Source organism: Flavobacterium cupriresistens (assembly GCF_020911925.1).
Lineage (GTDB): Bacteria > Bacteroidota > Bacteroidia > Flavobacteriales > Flavobacteriaceae > Flavobacterium > Flavobacterium cupriresistens.
Genome location: NZ_CP087134.1, coordinates 4,706,963 through 4,722,041, shown reverse-complemented (window position 1 = coordinate 4,722,041; position 15,079 = coordinate 4,706,963). Strand labels below are relative to the sequence as shown.

Sequence of the window (15,079 nt, the reverse complement as noted above, 5' to 3'; positions counted from 1 at the left end):
AACACAAAAACAATTTCAAATCATAAAGGGAGCATGATTAGTATAAAAAAATACGCAGCGATTGATATTGGATCGAATGCCATGAGGCTTCTGATATCGAATGTTGTAGAACAAGATGGCAAAGAACCACAATTTAATAAAAGTTCGCTTGTTCGTGTTCCGATTCGTTTGGGACAGGATGCTTTTACAGTTGGAGAAATTTCAGAACAGAATATAGATCGAATGGTAGATGCTATGAAAGCATTTAGTCTTTTGATGAAAGTACATAAAGTAGAACGCTATATGGCGTTTGCAACTTCGGCAATGCGTGAGGCCTATAATGCCAAAGAAGTTGTGGCTTTGATTAAGAAAAAAGCCGATATAAAAATCGAGATTATAGACGGTAAAAAAGAAGCAGCCATAATTGCTTCGACAGATTTGCACCATTTATTAAAAACAGATGAAACCTATCTTTTTGTAGATGTGGGCGGTGGTAGTACAGAATTCACATTATTTTCTGATGGAAAAATGATTAATTCAAGATCATTCAAAGCAGGAACCGTTCGTTTGCTGAATAATATGGTTTGCGATGTCGTTTGGGATGAAATCGAAAAATGGATCAAAACCAATACCGAAGGTTACGAAGAAGTTACACTTATCGGATCCGGTGGAAACATCAATAAATTGTTTAAAATGTCCGGAAAGCAACAGGAAAAACCGCTTTCGTATATTTACATCAATTCACAATACGCCTTTTTAAATTCATTAACGTACGAGCAGAGAATTGCAGAATTAGGATTAAACTCCGATCGTGCCGACGTAATTATTCCCGCAACAAGAATTTATCTGAATGCAATGAAATGGAGTGGTGCCCGTCAAATCTATGTCCCAAAAATCGGACTTTCTGACGGAATCGTAAAAGCAATGTACTACGGTAAAATTTAGTGCGTAATAGGTCAGTTTTTTTAAAAAAAAAGACGCAAGTAAAAAGAAGTAATAGTATAATTTAGAAAATGCCAATTTGTAAAAATTGGCATTTTAAATTAAACAAAAAATTAGTGTAAATTCGCGAAATTCGTGGCGAAATTTTTAAAAACATCAGTAAAATAAGATAACCCAAAACCTATATGGCAATGAATAAAACAAGACTGGAAGCTTTTAGTGATGGTGTGCTGGCCATTATTATAACGATTATGATTTTGGAAATTAAAGTTCCCGCTGGCCATGAGTTTGCAGATTTAAAACCACTTATTCCAAAGTTTTTAAGTTATGTTTTAAGTTTTATCTATGTCGGAATTTATTGGAACAATCATCATTATTTAGTGCATGGATTGTCGAAAGTGAATGGAAAAGTGCTTTGGAGCAACCTGCATTTGCTTTTCTGGTTGTCATTGATTCCGGTTTCAACGGGTTGGATGGGAGAACATAATTTTGCAAAAGCTTCCTTAGCATTATACGGAGTCATTCTGATGCTCTGTGCGATAGCGTACAACATACTTCAAAATAATATCATTCAGGTAGAAGGAAAAGATTCTTCGTTAAGTAAAGCGCTGGGAAAAGATTTAAAAGGGAAAGCTTCTGTAGTTTTATACTTCATCGGTATAGTTTCTTCGTTTTATAGCGAATGGATTTCCGGAGGGTGTTATCTGACGGTAGCTTTTTTATGGTTGATTCCGGACAGAAGAATTGAGAATGTTTTTAACTCAGCCGAAAAAACAATAGACTCATAACGCCTGTTTAAATTTTATTAGAAAGAACTTTAAACTCGCTTTAATTCGTGTCTTCGCTATAACGAATCTGTTTAATCCATGTATAAAATTAAGTGGCAACAGCTGTTTGAATTGGACGCGGATCATGCGGATTTGCAATGGTAAAAACGCTGATAAAAACGGATTTTTTGTATTTAAAAAAAGATAGAGCTCATTTTGTAATATAAACATAGATGCCATTGTTTACCTGAAGAAAATCTGTTTAATTTTGATCAAAATCAACTGTAACTTTTCTGTAATTTGAAACTTAAACAGACCAGCAAGCGTTGATTATTTTTTAGGAAAATCTTTTACTCACAATTCGATACCATGAAATCAACATTTCAATCTCTTCAGATTTTACCGCTACACGAATTGGACAAGCTGGACGATTTAATTACCAAAAAAAGATTAAAAAAGGGAGACTTTTTAATTCAGGAAAATCAAATTGCTAAAGAAATTGTTCTTATAAAATCAGGAGCTTTACGCTCGTTTTATATCAACACAGAAGGTGAAGAAATCACCAATTGCATTACATTCGAGAATGAATTTATGACTGCTTTTACCAGTCTTATTACGCAGCAACCAACAGAAGAAAATATTCAGGCCTTATTTGATACTGAACTCGAAGTGATAAGTCACGATACTATAGAACAGCTTTATGAAAATAGTATTCATTGGCAAAAAGTCGGACGCATTATTGCTCAAATGCAGTATATAAGTTTAGAACAACGCATTTTATCTTTTCAAAAACTTACCGGAAAAGAGCGTTACGAAACACTTTCTAAAAACCATCCCAATTATATCAAGTTAATTCCATTACAGTATTTAGCTTCTTTTTTAGGAGTTACGCCAAGGCATTTAAGTCGCATTCGGAAAGCGGTTTTATAGGACATTTGTCCAGTAGATGAGGTATAGTTCGCCATTATTTTTGTTCAAAACAATAAGTAATGATGAGAAAAAACATTTTAGTAATTGGTGGAACAGGATTGGTAGGCAAAGTTATACTGCGCATTCTTCAAAAGAGAAATCCTGATTATAACCTGTTTGTAGGAAGCCGCCAATTAGGAAATACCACGCAGGATTTGGTTATTGATGTGACCAATCCAAAAACTTTTAAATGTGTTCTGGATAATAAAATCGATTTGATTGTATTGTGTACAAAAGATCGTAACAATGAAATTTTAAAGTTTGCAATAGCAAACAAACTGGATTACATTGATATTACAAAACCAACTCCGGATTTAATTGTGGCGCATGATTTAGCTCAAGACGATAACCAAAATACAAATAGCCATATTGTTTTTAGTTCCGGCTGGATGAGTGGAATTGTGGGGAGTTTAGTCGATTTTATAGCGCCGGATAAGCGTGAAATCACAGAAGTAAATTTGTATATTTATTATTCCATAAAAGATTTAGCTGGGAAAAGTTCTGCCCATTTTTTGGCTGAAAATGTATGTAAGCCATTTACTTCTTATAAAAATAATGAACCTCAAAAAGTCAAGCATTTTCTGGATGCTGAAAAATTTAATTTCTCATTCGGATTAGGAAAACGGATGGTTTATAATCTGGACGTTCCGGATTTGTTTATCTTAAATCAAATCGAAAAAATACCAACCGTTTCCGTAAAAATGACTTACAGTTCTAAGTTTGTTACCAGTTTAATGGGGTATTTTCAATCGCTAAAGATTTTTAACATCCTGTCTTTAAAAGAAAGACAATTGCTGTTTGGATCTAGTGGTAACGGAGATCAAACTGTTTTTGAAATCAATGTCCGAACAAATACCGGAACAAATACCGGAACAAAAAAAGTCAGTTTGCAAAGTGTTAAAGGTCAGGCCGAGTTGACTGCATTTTCTACCGTTTTACATATAGAAAAGATGTTGAGTACCGCTTTGCCCAATGGAATTTACTTTAGTCATCAAATACATTCGCCACAAGAAGTTTATGAGGCATTACATAATTACAGTACAATTAATATAAAAATAAGCTAATCAAAGATGAAAAATATACTTATTATCAACGGACACCCCAATTCCAAGAGTTTTAATTTTGCAATCGCCGATGCTTACGAAAAAGGAGCGTTACAATCTCAAACTTCAGTAGAAACCATTACAATTGCCGATTTAAAGTTTAATCCAAACCTGCAATTCGGTTATCAGAAAAGAACCGAATTAGAACCGGATTTACTCGAAGCCTGGAAGAAAATTCAAAAAGCAGACCATCTGGTTTGGGTACATCCTGTTTGGTGGGGAGGTTTACCTGCGATCACAAAAGGATTTATTGACCGATTGTTTTTGCCGGGAATGGCTTTTCAATACAAAGAAAATTCCGTTTGGTGGGATAAACTCCTAAAAGGGAAAACGGCACATATCATCACAACTCTGGATCAGCCGGGTTGGTATTACCGCTTGTTTTACGGAAGACCAAGTGTCAATCAGTTGAAAAAATCAACACTGGAATTCTGCGGAGTAAAACCGGTAAAAGTTACTTATATAGGAATAGTAAAATCTGCCAATGAACTTCAAAGGGCAAAATGGCTCCAAAAAGTTTATGATTTAGGAGTTAAGAATAGATGATTTGGGTTTAGAGGAAAAAGGTTTGACACGAATTTCACGAATTAGCACTAATTTTTTTGCTTATGAAAATTACACGAATTTGCGCTAGTCTTTTACTCGAAAAGAGGAAGAAATAATTCGCGAGAATTGGTGTAATTCGTGGCGAAAAAGTCTAACAGATTTCTATATTTAGCAAATCTACTGAGTTTGACACGAATTTCACGAATTAGCACTAATTTTTTTGCTTATGAAAATTACACGAATTTGCGCTAATCTTTTACTCGAAAAGAGGAAGAAACAATTCGCGAAAATTGGTGTAATCCGTGGCGAAAAAGTCTAACAGATTTTTATATTAAGCATATCTATTGAGTTTGACACGAATTTCATGAATTAGCACTAATTTTTATACGTAAAGATTAAAAAAACAATTCGAGGAAATTGGTGTAATTCGTGGTGAAAAACCTTAACGGATTTTTACATTAGGCATATCTACTGAGTTTGCCGCGAATTTCACGAATTAGCACTAATTCTTATGCGCAAAGATTAAAAAAAAACAATTCGTGAAAATTCGTGAAATTCGTGTTCAAAAAAAAATATACTAAGTGTGTAAATCCAATCCAAATGTAGAACGTAAAAGTTCGATGTTTGGGTTTATTTCTAATAAACGATTGTATCGATCCTGATCGTTAAAACTACGTTTGCTTTCGATTGTTTCGTTTACTACAACTTCAATTGTAATATCGTGATTGTGTAGATGTCCTTTTAAATGCCCTAAAAGCCCATGAATCTGACCTTCAAAATCTAATTTTGAACCTTCGTTAGGCAATTCAAGCGTAATTACTGTTCCGTTTAAAGTCGGATCGTTAATTAACAATAACGATTCCATGATTTTAAGACCTTTACTACCCAAACGTTCTGCATATTTGTTCCAATGCAATAACATTTCGGTTTCTGTGAATTCTTCTGTCGGTAAGGTTGTAGAAGGTTTTACATAAGATTTACTGCTTTCTTCCATTTCCTTTTTCTTGCGAATGCTGGATAATGAAAAAGCAGAAACTTTAACTTCAGTGTTGGCCTCCGTTTTCGGAACTACAGGAGGTGTGTTGGCAGTATTGCCTTCAGCTTTAGGAGTTTCGATACCAACAGTGTCAGTGCCAATTTTCTCCTCAGAATTTGGAATTTGGGATTTATTATTTGGAATTTCAGCCTTAGCTGATGGAACTTCAACAATAGAATAACCTCCGTTTTTAAAGTAAACGGGTGGAATTATGAATTGCTCAGCTTTTTTTTTTCTCCATCAAAGTTGATAGAGGCCAATTGCATCAAGCATAATTCAACTAAAAGACGTTGATTCTGACTTAGTTTGTATTTTAAATCACAGTCGTTTGCAATGTCAATTCCTTTTAATAAAAAGTCCTGAGAACATTTTTGAGATTGTACGCCATACATTTGTTGTGCCTGTTCACCCACTTCAAGTAAAGCGATGGTAGCCGGAGTTTTACTTACCAGTAAATCTCTGAAATGCGAAGCCAATCCCGCAATAAAATGATGTCCGTCAAAACCTTTTGCAAGGATGTCGTTGTAAGCTAATAAAAGTTCCGGAATCTGATTCTCTAAAAGTAAATCGGTAATCGAAATATACGTTTCGTAATCTAAAACGTTTAGGTTTTCGGTTACAGCCTGACGTGTTAAATTCGTTCCGCAAAAAGAAACCACACGGTCAAAGATAGATAAAGCGTCACGCATTGCACCATCTGCTTTTTGAGCAATAATGTGCAAAGCATCATCTTCAAAATTGATTCCCTGACTTGCGGCTACTTCTGCTAAATGTTCTTTGGCGTCTTTAACCGTAATTCTTTTGAAATCAAAAATCTGACAACGCGATAAAATCGTTGGAATGATTTTATGTTTTTCAGTTGTTGCTAAAATAAAAATAGCATGTTTTGGGGGTTCTTCTAATGTTTTCAGGAAAGCATTAAAAGCTGCCGAAGACAACATATGAACCTCGTCAATGATATAGACTTTGTATTGTCCGGTTTGTGGCGGGATTCGAACCTGATCAATCAGACTACGAATATCGTCAACCGAGTTGTTTGAAGCCGCATCTAACTCAAAAACGTTAAAAGCAAAATCTTCGTTAGGATCATCATATCCGGGCTGATTGATTTTTCGGGCCAGGATACGGGCGCAGGTTGTTTTACCAACTCCACGTGGTCCGGTAAACAATAAAGCAGAAGCTAAGTGATTGCTTTCTATGGCATTCAGCAAAGTGTTGGTAATGGCTTTCTGTCCCACAACATCCTTAAATGTCTGCGGACGGTATTTACGAGCCGATACTACAAATTGTTCCATATTCCTTTATTATTCGATAGCAAATATAGGGTATAATTTAATGATTTAAAAATTTAAAAATTGAAAGATTTTAAGTGTTTGAACGACTGTAGGTTTTATCATTTGTCAGCAAGCGAATTAGATAAATTCAAGTTTGTTTTTAGAGGTAAATTCAGTTTTACAAGATTAAAAGCAATGTTTTTTTGAATAGCCGTTGGTTTTAACCTAACGGAAAGGAGATGAAAGAATTCTTGGCTTTAGCCAAATTTTCGAAAGCGAGATTTAGGAAAAGCTGGAGCAACTTTATTTCTAAATCAGTTGATTATGGTGGGCAGTAATTCAAATTTGGATTTGTTATTGTAATGAAAAAAGGATTAATTTTATTGTCTAATAGCCCGGGTTGTTTTAGAAACTAAATTTTAATAAGAACGAAATGAAACTACATCTTTTGATTTTAGTATTCCTGATCTCTTTTGGAGTAAAAGCACAAAAAGCAAATGCAAGTCCAATTTACCAATTGCGTGTTTATGAAATTTTTGAAAAAAATAAAAAAGATTTTCACGATCGTTTCAGAGATCACGCGATGGTGATTATGAAGAAATATAATTTTAAGATCAATTCAATCTGGGAATCAAAATCGGATAGTAAAACCGAATTTGTTTATCTTTTGGAATGGCCCGATGAAGCTACAATGAAAAAAGCATGGGAAGGTTTTAAAGCCGATAAAGAATGGATTGAGATAAAAAAACAAACCAGTGCTAAGTTTGGAGATTTACTCGGAAATATTGAAGACCGGACGATGGTAAAAACAAGTTACTCGCCCAATTAATGTTTTTTTATGACAGATAGATTAAATATTATCGAATTCAGGAAAGGGGATTTAGACGCATTACGCCAATTATTTATGAAAGTGCGTCAGGAAACTTTTGTTTGGGCCGATCCCGAAACATTCGATTTATTGGATTTTGATGCTCAGACGAAAGGAGAATATATTTTGACTGCCTTGTACGACGAAAAAGTAATCGGATTTATTTCGGTTTGGATGCGAGACAATTTTATTCACCATTTATATATCGATGTGGCATTTCATAAACTTGGAATCGGAAAAAGACTTTTGAATGAAGTGGTAAAGAAAGCCAAATTTCCACTTGTACTAAAATGTCTGGAGAAAAATACTGAGGCAATTTCGTTTTATAAAAAAGTAGGGTTTGTTGAAAAAGCTTGGAATGAGAACGAAAACGGACCTTATATTTTATTTGAATTGAATCAAAAAATAGAATAAAAACAAAGTTGAAATGAAAATCATAACCTGGAATTGTAATATGGCTTTCAGAAAAAAAGCGGAATTTATTTTGGTTCATCAACCGGATATTCTGGTAATTCCCGAATGTGAAAATATCGAAAGATTAAAATTTCCCAAAGACGTTCCGATTCCGACTGATATACTTTGGTACGGTACAAATCAACACAAAGGACTTGGCGTTTTTTCGTATAGTGCGTATAGATTTGAATTGCTGGATTGTCATAATCCTGATTTCAAAAATGTGTTGCCCATTGCAGTTACCAAAGGAAAAGTAGATTTTGTTTTATTTGCTGTTTGGGCAAACAACCCCCAAGATAAAGACGGGCAATATGTAACTCAGGTTTGGAAAGCGATTAATTATTATGAAAAACTATTGTCTGGAACCAAAACGATGTTAGTTGGAGATTTTAACAGCAACACCATTTGGGATAAACCAAGAAGAGAAGGGAATCACTCAGCTGTTGTGAGTAAATTGGCTTCCAAAAATATATTTAGCGTATATCATAAATTCTTTAATCAGGAACAGGGAAAAGAAATACATCCGACTTTGTTTTTGTATCGTCATGAAAATAAACCGTACCATCTGGATTATTGTTTTGCTTCGAATGATTTTATAGAAGTTTTAGAAAGTGTTGAAGTAGGAAGTTATGAAGATTGGAGAATGTATAGCGATCATAAACCTTTGATTGTGAAGTTTGGGGTATGATTTTTTTAAGAGATGTAGTATTTGTAGCTAGACAAAAAAGTAAATGTAGTTGTCATGCTGAGCGAAGTCGAAGCATGGGTTACCATAAATTAACTAAAAAAAATATTTTTAAATGAAAGTTGTATTAGAGCGTAATTTAGATTTCAAGCAATTTCAAAATTTGATTATTCTAACTTTTTGTTGTGTAATGGTTTTGCTTGTAATGCTTAATTCATTGCAGTTAGGAAGTTACGTTTATGGAAAAGTTGCTTTGTTTCTTTTCATTATTTTATTCTTTGCCCTGTTGCTTACAAGGAAAGGCTTGTACATAAAAAATAATAATTTGTATACAGCGATCTTTTTGTTTGGGTTGGTTTTAAAGGGAGAATTATTGCAAACAGCGGAAGACGATGGATTATCAGTAAGAGAAGGAAAGCTTTCAACGAGCTATAATTATTCGAATAGAAGAAGGGGATTAAATAATTGGGAGCCAAACTTAAATTATTCCGTCGCTTGTTTTACGATTAATATGATAGATGAAAAAGGAGATTTTAAAAAGAAAATTATAAGATTGACAAAACCGGAAAAAGTTAAAATTGCAATTGATTTTATTATTGAAAATTTAAGTTTGAAGTATAATTGAGTTAAATAGAAATTTTGGTTTCATGAGCCTTCGACTTCGCTCAGGGTGACACTTGTGTAGTGGTGTAGTTGGAGTTAAAAAAAAAAGATCTGATTACTGATTTTTACATTTCGAATTTTACTCTTGATCTTCAACTTTTGATTTTCAACTTTTAATTTTTTGCATTACCACATTCTCACATTGCCACATTGACTCATTCGCACATTGCCACATTTTACGTCCCTTGCGAAATCTTCGTGCTCCTTGCGGTTTAAATAACTATACAAAAAACTTTTTCTCCTGAAAACAAGAAGCCTTAGCCCTGATGGGAGCGGCATCCTTTTGTGGCGGGGTTCGACACAAAAGATACAGCAGACAGCGGGAATAGCTTCTGAAAATTATAATAATGGTTCTTTTAAAATCACCTGCCTTTTATGCTTAAATCGAGTAAGATCTGTACGGTTTCGGAATCGGAATCCGCCGAAAACCCGGATACATATACTCCTTTTTTACCTGAATTTGATTTTATTCCGTAAACAACTGCCTCATCGCCCGGGTCAGATTCCCCTTCGTATCGATACACATGTACAATTTCAAATTTTTCAGGATTTTTTTTAATTGCGTCTGAGTTTAGATTAAAGTCAAAGGTGAATCCTTTTTCATTCAATTGATCTAAAGCTTTTGAAACAGTTGCGTAATGATACATTCTAATCATGATAACTGAATTTAAAAATTATGGATTTTAAAGATAACCAATTTAAAATTAAAACATTGTGAATTTAGTGTGAAAATCTAAATTTTAAAAGCGGGATTCTTCGATTATAAATCGCTACTTTTGCCCCGCAGACCGCCTTATCGTCGCTCGCTTAGGTGAGGGGAGGAAAGTCCGGACACCACAGAGAAGCATAGCGGGTAACACCCGTCGGCGTTAGTAATAACGTTAGGACAAGTGCAGCAGAAAGTATGTACAGGTAATGCTGTAGTGAAAACAGGTAAACTCTATGCGGTGAAATACCAAGTATATCAGCATTTAAGGGCTTCTCGTCCGTTGTTGAAGGGTAGGTAGCTCGAGCTTATGAGTAATTGTAAGCCTAGATAAATGATAAGGCTCTGATTTATCAGAGACAGAATCCGGCTTATAGGTCTGCATTTTTTATATATTTGTGAAACTATCTAACTAAACTTCATGAATATAATTACTCCGAATCTTCCAAATAAACCTAAAAAAAGTACTTTTTTTGCCATTGTAACCAATCTGACCTTTTGGGTTTTGATTGCCATTATTGCCGGAGTTTTACTCGGTCATTTTTCACCGCAAAACGGAATGAAAATGGAAATTGTCGGCAAGACTTTTGTCGATATTATTAAACTTTTTATAGGTCCGATTATATTTTTGACGATCGTTTTGGGGATTTCCGGAATGGGGAATCTTAAAAAAGTCGGTCGGATTGGTGTGAAAGCATTAGCTTATTTTGAAGTAGTTTCAACCGTTGCTTTGGCCATTGGTGTTGCGATTGCTTATATTTTTAAACCGGGTAAAATAGATAAAACCGGATTGGCTTTGCAAGATGCAAGCCAGTATACCAATCATGCGGCGGAAAACTTTTCGTGGTTAAAATTTTTCCTTTCAAATTTCACACTTCAGGTTTTGGTAGCTGCCATTGTTTGTGGTATTGCCTTGAATTTTTACCAAAAACGCGAACAGACCATTTTGGTTTTAGAACGATTTTCAAAAGTAGTTTTTACCGGTTTGAAATATGTGATGTATCTCGCTCCGCTAGGGGCTTTTGGAGGAATGGCATATACAATTGGTAAATTTGGATTACAAACGCTGATCCCGCTTGGGAAGTTGATGTTGTGTGTTTATACGACGATGTTTTTATTTGTGTTTTTGATTTTGGGGAGTATATTGAAATATTATAAAATCAGTATTTTATCAATTTTAAAATACATTAAAGAGGAACTTTTATTGGTTCTTGGAACTTCGTCTTCGGAGGCTGCTTTGCCTAGTATTATGGTTAAACTGGAACGAATGGGTTGCAGTAAATCGGTGGTAGGATTGGTGATTCCGACGGGATATTCTTTTAATCTGGATGGGACTTCGATTTATTTGTCGATGTCTGTAATTTTTTTGGCGCAGTTGTACGATGTTCATTTGAGTTTCTTTGAGATTCTGAGCGTTATCGGTATCCTGATGATTACGTCTAAAGGTGCTGCCGGAGTGACCGGAAGTGGTTTTATCGTTTTGGCATCGACGTTGACAGCGATTCATAAAATTCCGGTGGAAGGGCTGGCTTTTTTGCTAGGGGTTGATAAATTTATGAGTGAAGCCAGAGCGATTACTAATTTAATCGGGAATACGGTGGCAACAATAGTGATTTCTAAGAGCGAACGTGATTTTATGGAGTTGAATTTGGAGCCTTTTTTGGAGGAATGATGATGGGACGCGGATGAGGCTGATTCGCTGATGCGAAAACGCGGATTTAGTACGGATTTTTTTCTTTCTTTTTTCTCATTCTTTTAATTTTGATAAAGGAAAGTTTACGGTAAGCGTTAAGTGTTATTTGGAATTTAATTCGTTTAATTAGTGCAATTCGTGGCATAAAAACAAACAATAATGAAAACAAGAATTGGAATTTTAGGACTGGGTGGTGTAGGAGGTTATTTCGGGGGACTTTTGGCGAAAGCGTATCAGGACTCTGAAGAAATAGAAATAGTTTTTATTGCCCGTGGAGAAACACTTAGAGTAGTGGCGGAATCGGGATTGAAAATTATTACGAAGGAATCTGAAACGGTTGTTTTTCCGAAAGTGGTCTCCAATGATCCTGAGCTTATTGGCAAACTGGATTATTTAATTTGCGCCACAAAGACTTATGATATTGAAGAAAGTCTTCTGGCTTTAAAAAAGTGTATTACTAAAAACACCGTTATTCTTCCCTTGTATAATGGTGTTGATGCTCCGGAACGCATTAGTGCTCTTTTTCCGGACAATGAAGTTTTGGAAGGCTGTGTTTATATTTTTTCGATGATTGTTTCGCCCGGTGTTGTTCAGAATGTTGGCTCTCTGCAAAGATTGCTTTTTGGTTCTTACAGTGTTTCTGTTTCTAAAATGAAAGCCTTACAGACGATCTTTAAAAACGCGTTGATAGACAGTCATTTGGTTGAAAATATTGAAGATGCCGTTTGGGAGAAGTTTGTGTTTATTTCGGTATTGGCTTCGGCAACCTGTTATTTAGATTACAATATTGGACAGATTTTAGAAAACCGCGAAGCAAGAAATATATATGTCTCCCTGATGAATGAAATTACAATGATAGCAGCGGTAAAAGGACTAAATCTGCCGGATGACATTATCATGCAAACCATTCTGAAACTCGAAAAAACACCACCAGATACTACTTCCTCTATGCATCGTGATTTGCTTGCCGGAAGAAATATAGAATTGGCTTCATTGACTCAATTTGTAGTAGATGAGGGTTTGAAATATGAAGTTGAAACACCAACCTATCAATTGGTTTTAGATAAATTATCCAATCTAATGAATTAAAAAAAAGAAACAGAATTAACTTTTATGAAGTAGCTTATTCGAGAGCTTAAAGATGTCGATATCACAGGCATATACGGACTTTTAATTCATTTGTATTTTGGTGTAAATTGACTTAAATAGCGTTTAAATTAAGATTTTTCTATTTTAAATTCCAAACCAATATTACGAACACTTTCAATTTTGATTTTTGGATCTGAATTAAAATATTTTCTTAGTCTGCTAATAAAAACATCCATGCTTCGACCGGAGAAATAGTCGTCTTTTTTCCATACAGACATTAAAATTTGATCTCTCTTTAATAACTGGTTGTGGTTTAGATATAAATATTCAATAAGAGACGCTTCTTTCTCTGTAAGCTGTTGAACATGATTTTTATTATTGAGAGTTAAGCGTTCGTTATCAAAAATATACGAGCCAATTTCGATAACATTATTTCCGTCCAGGCTTCTCTTTTGTTCGATCCTCTTCAATATATTCTGCAAACGCAAGATCAATTCGTCTACTTCAAAAGGTTTCGCGATGTAGTCGTCTGCGCCTAGTTTCAATCCGATAATTTTGTCTTCTGTTAGCTTTCTTGCAGTTAAAAAAATAAATGGAGTTTCGGGATTGATTGTAACTATTTTTTCTGCCAGAGAAAATCCGTCCAATTTTGGCATCATTACATCCAGAATACAAATGTCAAAAGTTTGGTTTTTAAAATAGTTTAATGCTATTTCGCCATTTTCTGCCCAGGTTACTTCAAATTGATGCAGTTCTAAATATTGTTTTAGAATCGCAGCAAAATCAAAATCGTCTTCAGCTAAAAGTAGTTTTTTCAAAATATGGTAATTAAGCTTTTAATAAAATAGTAAACACAGCGCCTTTTCCTAAATCGCTAATAACGTTAACAGAGCCCTGGTGTGCTTTTATAATCTGATCTACGTAATACAAACCCAATCCGAGGCCTTTTGCGTTGTGCAAATTTCCCTGTTCGACTCTGTAAAACTTTTCAAAAAGCAACGCTTGTTTGTTTTTAGAAATCCCAATTCCGTCATCTTGAATACTTAACGAAAACTCATTTTCTATATTTCCGGTTTTTACCAAAATATGGCTGGAACCGTATTTTACAGCATTTTCTAAAACATTTAAAATTGCGGTTGTCAAATGAAATTTATCTAAAACTAAAACTGTTTTTTGCATTTGAAAATCAGTTTCAATCGTAATTTTTGGATATCCGATTTTAAAATCTTCGATAATCGAAAGCAGAAATTCTTCGGTATTTATTTTTTCTTTTTGTAGTTCGATTTCATTTTCTGCCAGAGAATTTGCCAAAACCTGATCGATCAAACTTTGTAAACGATTGTTCTGACGTGAAATCGTATTGACAATTGCATTGAAATTCTCATCGTTTTCCCGAATGTTTTTCTGTTCTAAAATTTTGGTCGAAATACTCAAAGTCGCCAAAGGAGTTTTGAGTTCGTGTGTAATATTATTGATAAAATCAGTTTTAACTTCGTTTACTTTTTTCTGTTTAATTAAAGCTTTAATGGCAATGACAAAAAGGGTAATCAGGGTAAGAATAGAAAACAACGACAATAGTAACACACCGATCATTCGTTTTAAAATAATCATTTCCCAGTCGATTACCGAAATGTACATCGAATCTTCGGTCAGCAATTTATAATCCTGATTTTTGTACAATCCGTTTGTTGTCCCGACATAACTCCGAACTAGAAAAGCATGGTTTAACGAAGCCAGATTACCGTATAATTTGTTTTGAATAAAAGGCTTTTCCGAGAAAATAGTATCCGCATTTTTGGTGTTCTGATACAATATAAATTTATTCAGTACAATCGCAAAATCAATTTTTAGATTGGGTAATTCTCTTTCGAATTTGCGTTGAATTTTCTGTGTTAAGGCGTCTTGATATTGATTTCCAAGAATACCGTTTTTGATTTCAAATTTGGTCTTTTTTCCTTGAATATAATTTTGAGCTAATCCTTTGTAAAGTGCTTCTTTTTTACTGACAATAACGGAGTCAATATCACTGTAATTATTTGAAATCCGAGCGATTTCATTCTTGATTTCGGTGTGAAACTGCGCTACTTTAAAATCGTAAGTGGTTTTGACCAAATAACATTGTACCGCCGATAAAACGAGCAGGGCGACAACAGAAAGTGTGATTAATAAATTGATTCTTTGTTTCATACAGAAGGGAATTCGAATCAAAAATAAAGCTTTTGTGCTACAATTTCAGCATTAACGCCGCATTAACCTCCAATTAACTTTCAGAACGCCGTATTAGAAGCACTTTTGTAGCTCTTAAA

Annotated in this window: 17 protein-coding genes and 1 other RNA gene; 13 read left to right on the top strand and 5 right to left on the bottom strand. The window is 34.5% G+C overall.

Annotated features, from left to right (window positions below):
- Positions 1 to 33: 33 nt before the first annotated feature.
- From LNP23_RS18940 to LNP23_RS18920, 5 genes are all read left to right on the top strand, one after another.
- Positions 34 to 924 carry a Ppx/GppA phosphatase family protein gene (locus LNP23_RS18940; protein ID WP_047779005.1) on the top strand — a complete coding sequence of 297 codons (891 nt, stop codon included), beginning with the start codon at positions 34 to 36 and terminating at the stop codon, positions 922 to 924.
- Positions 925 to 1,112: 188 nt separating this feature from the next.
- On the top strand, positions 1,113 to 1,709 hold the full coding sequence (locus LNP23_RS18935) for a TMEM175 family protein (RefSeq protein ID WP_230002415.1): 597 nt from the start codon (positions 1,113 to 1,115) through the stop codon (positions 1,707 to 1,709).
- Between the two features lie 348 nt (positions 1,710 to 2,057).
- A complete protein-coding gene (locus LNP23_RS18930) occupies positions 2,058 to 2,618 on the top strand; it encodes a Crp/Fnr family transcriptional regulator (RefSeq protein WP_230002414.1) in 561 nt (186 codons plus the stop codon).
- A 59-nt stretch (positions 2,619 to 2,677) separates the two neighbouring features.
- A complete protein-coding gene (locus tag LNP23_RS18925; RefSeq protein ID WP_230002413.1) occupies positions 2,678 to 3,721 on the top strand; it encodes a saccharopine dehydrogenase family protein in 1,044 nt (347 codons plus the stop codon).
- A 6-nt stretch (positions 3,722 to 3,727) separates the two neighbouring features.
- Positions 3,728 to 4,306 carry an NAD(P)H-dependent oxidoreductase gene (locus LNP23_RS18920; RefSeq protein ID WP_230002412.1) on the top strand — a complete coding sequence of 193 codons (579 nt, stop codon included), beginning with the start codon at positions 3,728 to 3,730 and terminating at the stop codon, positions 4,304 to 4,306.
- 577 nt (positions 4,307 to 4,883) lie between these two features.
- Here LNP23_RS18920 and LNP23_RS18915 read toward each other — a convergent pair.
- Positions 4,884 to 5,300, bottom strand: a complete 417-nt coding sequence (locus LNP23_RS18915) for a hypothetical protein (RefSeq protein ID WP_047779010.1) — start codon at positions 5,298 to 5,300, stop codon at positions 4,884 to 4,886.
- 16 nt (positions 5,301 to 5,316) lie between these two features.
- Here LNP23_RS18915 and LNP23_RS18910 point away from each other — a divergent pair, with 16 nt between their 5' ends.
- Positions 5,317 to 5,523, top strand: coding sequence for a hypothetical protein (locus LNP23_RS18910; protein WP_230002411.1), 207 nt, complete (start codon positions 5,317 to 5,319; stop codon positions 5,521 to 5,523).
- Positions 5,524 to 5,551: 28 nt separating this feature from the next.
- On the opposite strand, the gene dnaX is transcribed toward LNP23_RS18910, so the two are convergent.
- Entirely contained in the window at positions 5,552 to 6,637 is a 1,086-nt protein-coding gene (dnaX, locus tag LNP23_RS18905; protein ID WP_047779012.1) for a DNA polymerase III subunit gamma/tau, read from the bottom strand.
- Positions 6,638 to 7,049: 412 nt separating this feature from the next.
- Here dnaX and LNP23_RS18900 point away from each other — a divergent pair, with 412 nt between their 5' ends.
- From LNP23_RS18900 to LNP23_RS18885, 4 genes are all read left to right on the top strand, one after another.
- On the top strand, positions 7,050 to 7,445 hold the full coding sequence (locus LNP23_RS18900; protein WP_230002410.1) for an NIPSNAP family protein: 396 nt from the start codon (positions 7,050 to 7,052) through the stop codon (positions 7,443 to 7,445).
- Between the two features lie 9 nt (positions 7,446 to 7,454).
- Positions 7,455 to 7,898: a GNAT family N-acetyltransferase gene (locus LNP23_RS18895; protein ID WP_230002409.1), complete on the top strand. Its 444-nt coding sequence runs from the start codon at positions 7,455 to 7,457 to the stop codon at positions 7,896 to 7,898.
- Positions 7,899 to 7,911: 13 nt separating this feature from the next.
- Positions 7,912 to 8,625 (top strand): endonuclease/exonuclease/phosphatase family protein, encoded by a 714-nt coding sequence (locus LNP23_RS18890; RefSeq protein ID WP_230002408.1) that lies wholly within the window; start codon positions 7,912 to 7,914, stop codon positions 8,623 to 8,625.
- Positions 8,626 to 8,737: 112 nt separating this feature from the next.
- Positions 8,738 to 9,247 (top strand): hypothetical protein, encoded by a 510-nt coding sequence (locus LNP23_RS18885; RefSeq protein WP_230002407.1) that lies wholly within the window; start codon positions 8,738 to 8,740, stop codon positions 9,245 to 9,247.
- A 400-nt stretch (positions 9,248 to 9,647) separates the two neighbouring features.
- On the opposite strand, the gene LNP23_RS18880 is transcribed toward LNP23_RS18885, so the two are convergent.
- Positions 9,648 to 9,941 carry a hypothetical protein gene (locus LNP23_RS18880; RefSeq protein ID WP_047779017.1) on the bottom strand — a complete coding sequence of 98 codons (294 nt, stop codon included), beginning with the start codon at positions 9,939 to 9,941 and terminating at the stop codon, positions 9,648 to 9,650.
- Positions 9,942 to 10,065: 124 nt separating this feature from the next.
- On the opposite strand from LNP23_RS18880, the gene rnpB reads away from it, so the two are divergent.
- The 3 genes from rnpB (at position 10,066) to LNP23_RS18865 (ending at position 12,773) form a co-directional block, all read left to right on the top strand.
- Positions 10,066 to 10,381, top strand: an RNA gene (gene rnpB, locus LNP23_RS18875) — RNase P RNA component class A.
- 31 nt (positions 10,382 to 10,412) lie between these two features.
- On the top strand, positions 10,413 to 11,663 hold the full coding sequence (locus LNP23_RS18870; protein WP_230002406.1) for a cation:dicarboxylate symporter family transporter: 1,251 nt from the start codon (positions 10,413 to 10,415) through the stop codon (positions 11,661 to 11,663).
- A 180-nt stretch (positions 11,664 to 11,843) separates the two neighbouring features.
- A complete protein-coding gene (locus LNP23_RS18865; RefSeq protein ID WP_230002405.1) occupies positions 11,844 to 12,773 on the top strand; it encodes a ketopantoate reductase family protein in 930 nt (309 codons plus the stop codon).
- A gap of 128 nt (positions 12,774 to 12,901) precedes the next feature.
- Here LNP23_RS18865 and LNP23_RS18860 read toward each other — a convergent pair whose 3' ends face one another.
- Complete coding sequence (locus tag LNP23_RS18860; RefSeq protein ID WP_230002404.1) at positions 12,902 to 13,591, bottom strand: response regulator transcription factor; 690 nt, start codon at positions 13,589 to 13,591, stop codon at positions 12,902 to 12,904.
- Positions 13,592 to 13,601: 10 nt separating this feature from the next.
- Positions 13,602 to 14,960 (bottom strand): sensor histidine kinase, encoded by a 1,359-nt coding sequence (locus LNP23_RS18855; protein ID WP_230002403.1) that lies wholly within the window; start codon positions 14,958 to 14,960, stop codon positions 13,602 to 13,604.
- Positions 14,961 to 15,079: the final 119 nt, after the last annotated feature.

Coding starts and splice junctions, on each gene's coding strand:
- LNP23_RS18940 (WP_047779005.1), top strand. CDS start 34: ATGATTAGTATAAAAAAATACGCAGCGATTGATATTGGATCGAATGCC.
- LNP23_RS18935 (WP_230002415.1), top strand. CDS start 1,113: ATGAATAAAACAAGACTGGAAGCTTTTAGTGATGGTGTGCTGGCCATT.
- LNP23_RS18930 (WP_230002414.1), top strand. CDS start 2,058: ATGAAATCAACATTTCAATCTCTTCAGATTTTACCGCTACACGAATTG.
- LNP23_RS18925 (WP_230002413.1), top strand. CDS start 2,678: ATGATGAGAAAAAACATTTTAGTAATTGGTGGAACAGGATTGGTAGGC.
- LNP23_RS18920 (WP_230002412.1), top strand. CDS start 3,728: ATGAAAAATATACTTATTATCAACGGACACCCCAATTCCAAGAGTTTT.
- LNP23_RS18915 (WP_047779010.1), bottom strand. CDS start 5,300: ATGGAAGAAAGCAGTAAATCTTATGTAAAACCTTCTACAACCTTACCG.
- LNP23_RS18910 (WP_230002411.1), top strand. CDS start 5,317: ATGCTGGATAATGAAAAAGCAGAAACTTTAACTTCAGTGTTGGCCTCC.
- dnaX (WP_047779012.1), bottom strand. CDS start 6,637: ATGGAACAATTTGTAGTATCGGCTCGTAAATACCGTCCGCAGACATTT.
- LNP23_RS18900 (WP_230002410.1), top strand. CDS start 7,050: ATGAAACTACATCTTTTGATTTTAGTATTCCTGATCTCTTTTGGAGTA.
- LNP23_RS18895 (WP_230002409.1), top strand. CDS start 7,455: ATGACAGATAGATTAAATATTATCGAATTCAGGAAAGGGGATTTAGAC.
- LNP23_RS18890 (WP_230002408.1), top strand. CDS start 7,912: ATGAAAATCATAACCTGGAATTGTAATATGGCTTTCAGAAAAAAAGCG.
- LNP23_RS18885 (WP_230002407.1), top strand. CDS start 8,738: ATGAAAGTTGTATTAGAGCGTAATTTAGATTTCAAGCAATTTCAAAAT.
- LNP23_RS18880 (WP_047779017.1), bottom strand. CDS start 9,941: ATGATTAGAATGTATCATTACGCAACTGTTTCAAAAGCTTTAGATCAA.
- LNP23_RS18870 (WP_230002406.1), top strand. CDS start 10,413: ATGAATATAATTACTCCGAATCTTCCAAATAAACCTAAAAAAAGTACT.
- LNP23_RS18865 (WP_230002405.1), top strand. CDS start 11,844: ATGAAAACAAGAATTGGAATTTTAGGACTGGGTGGTGTAGGAGGTTAT.
- LNP23_RS18855 (WP_230002403.1), bottom strand. CDS start 14,960: ATGAAACAAAGAATCAATTTATTAATCACACTTTCTGTTGTCGCCCTG.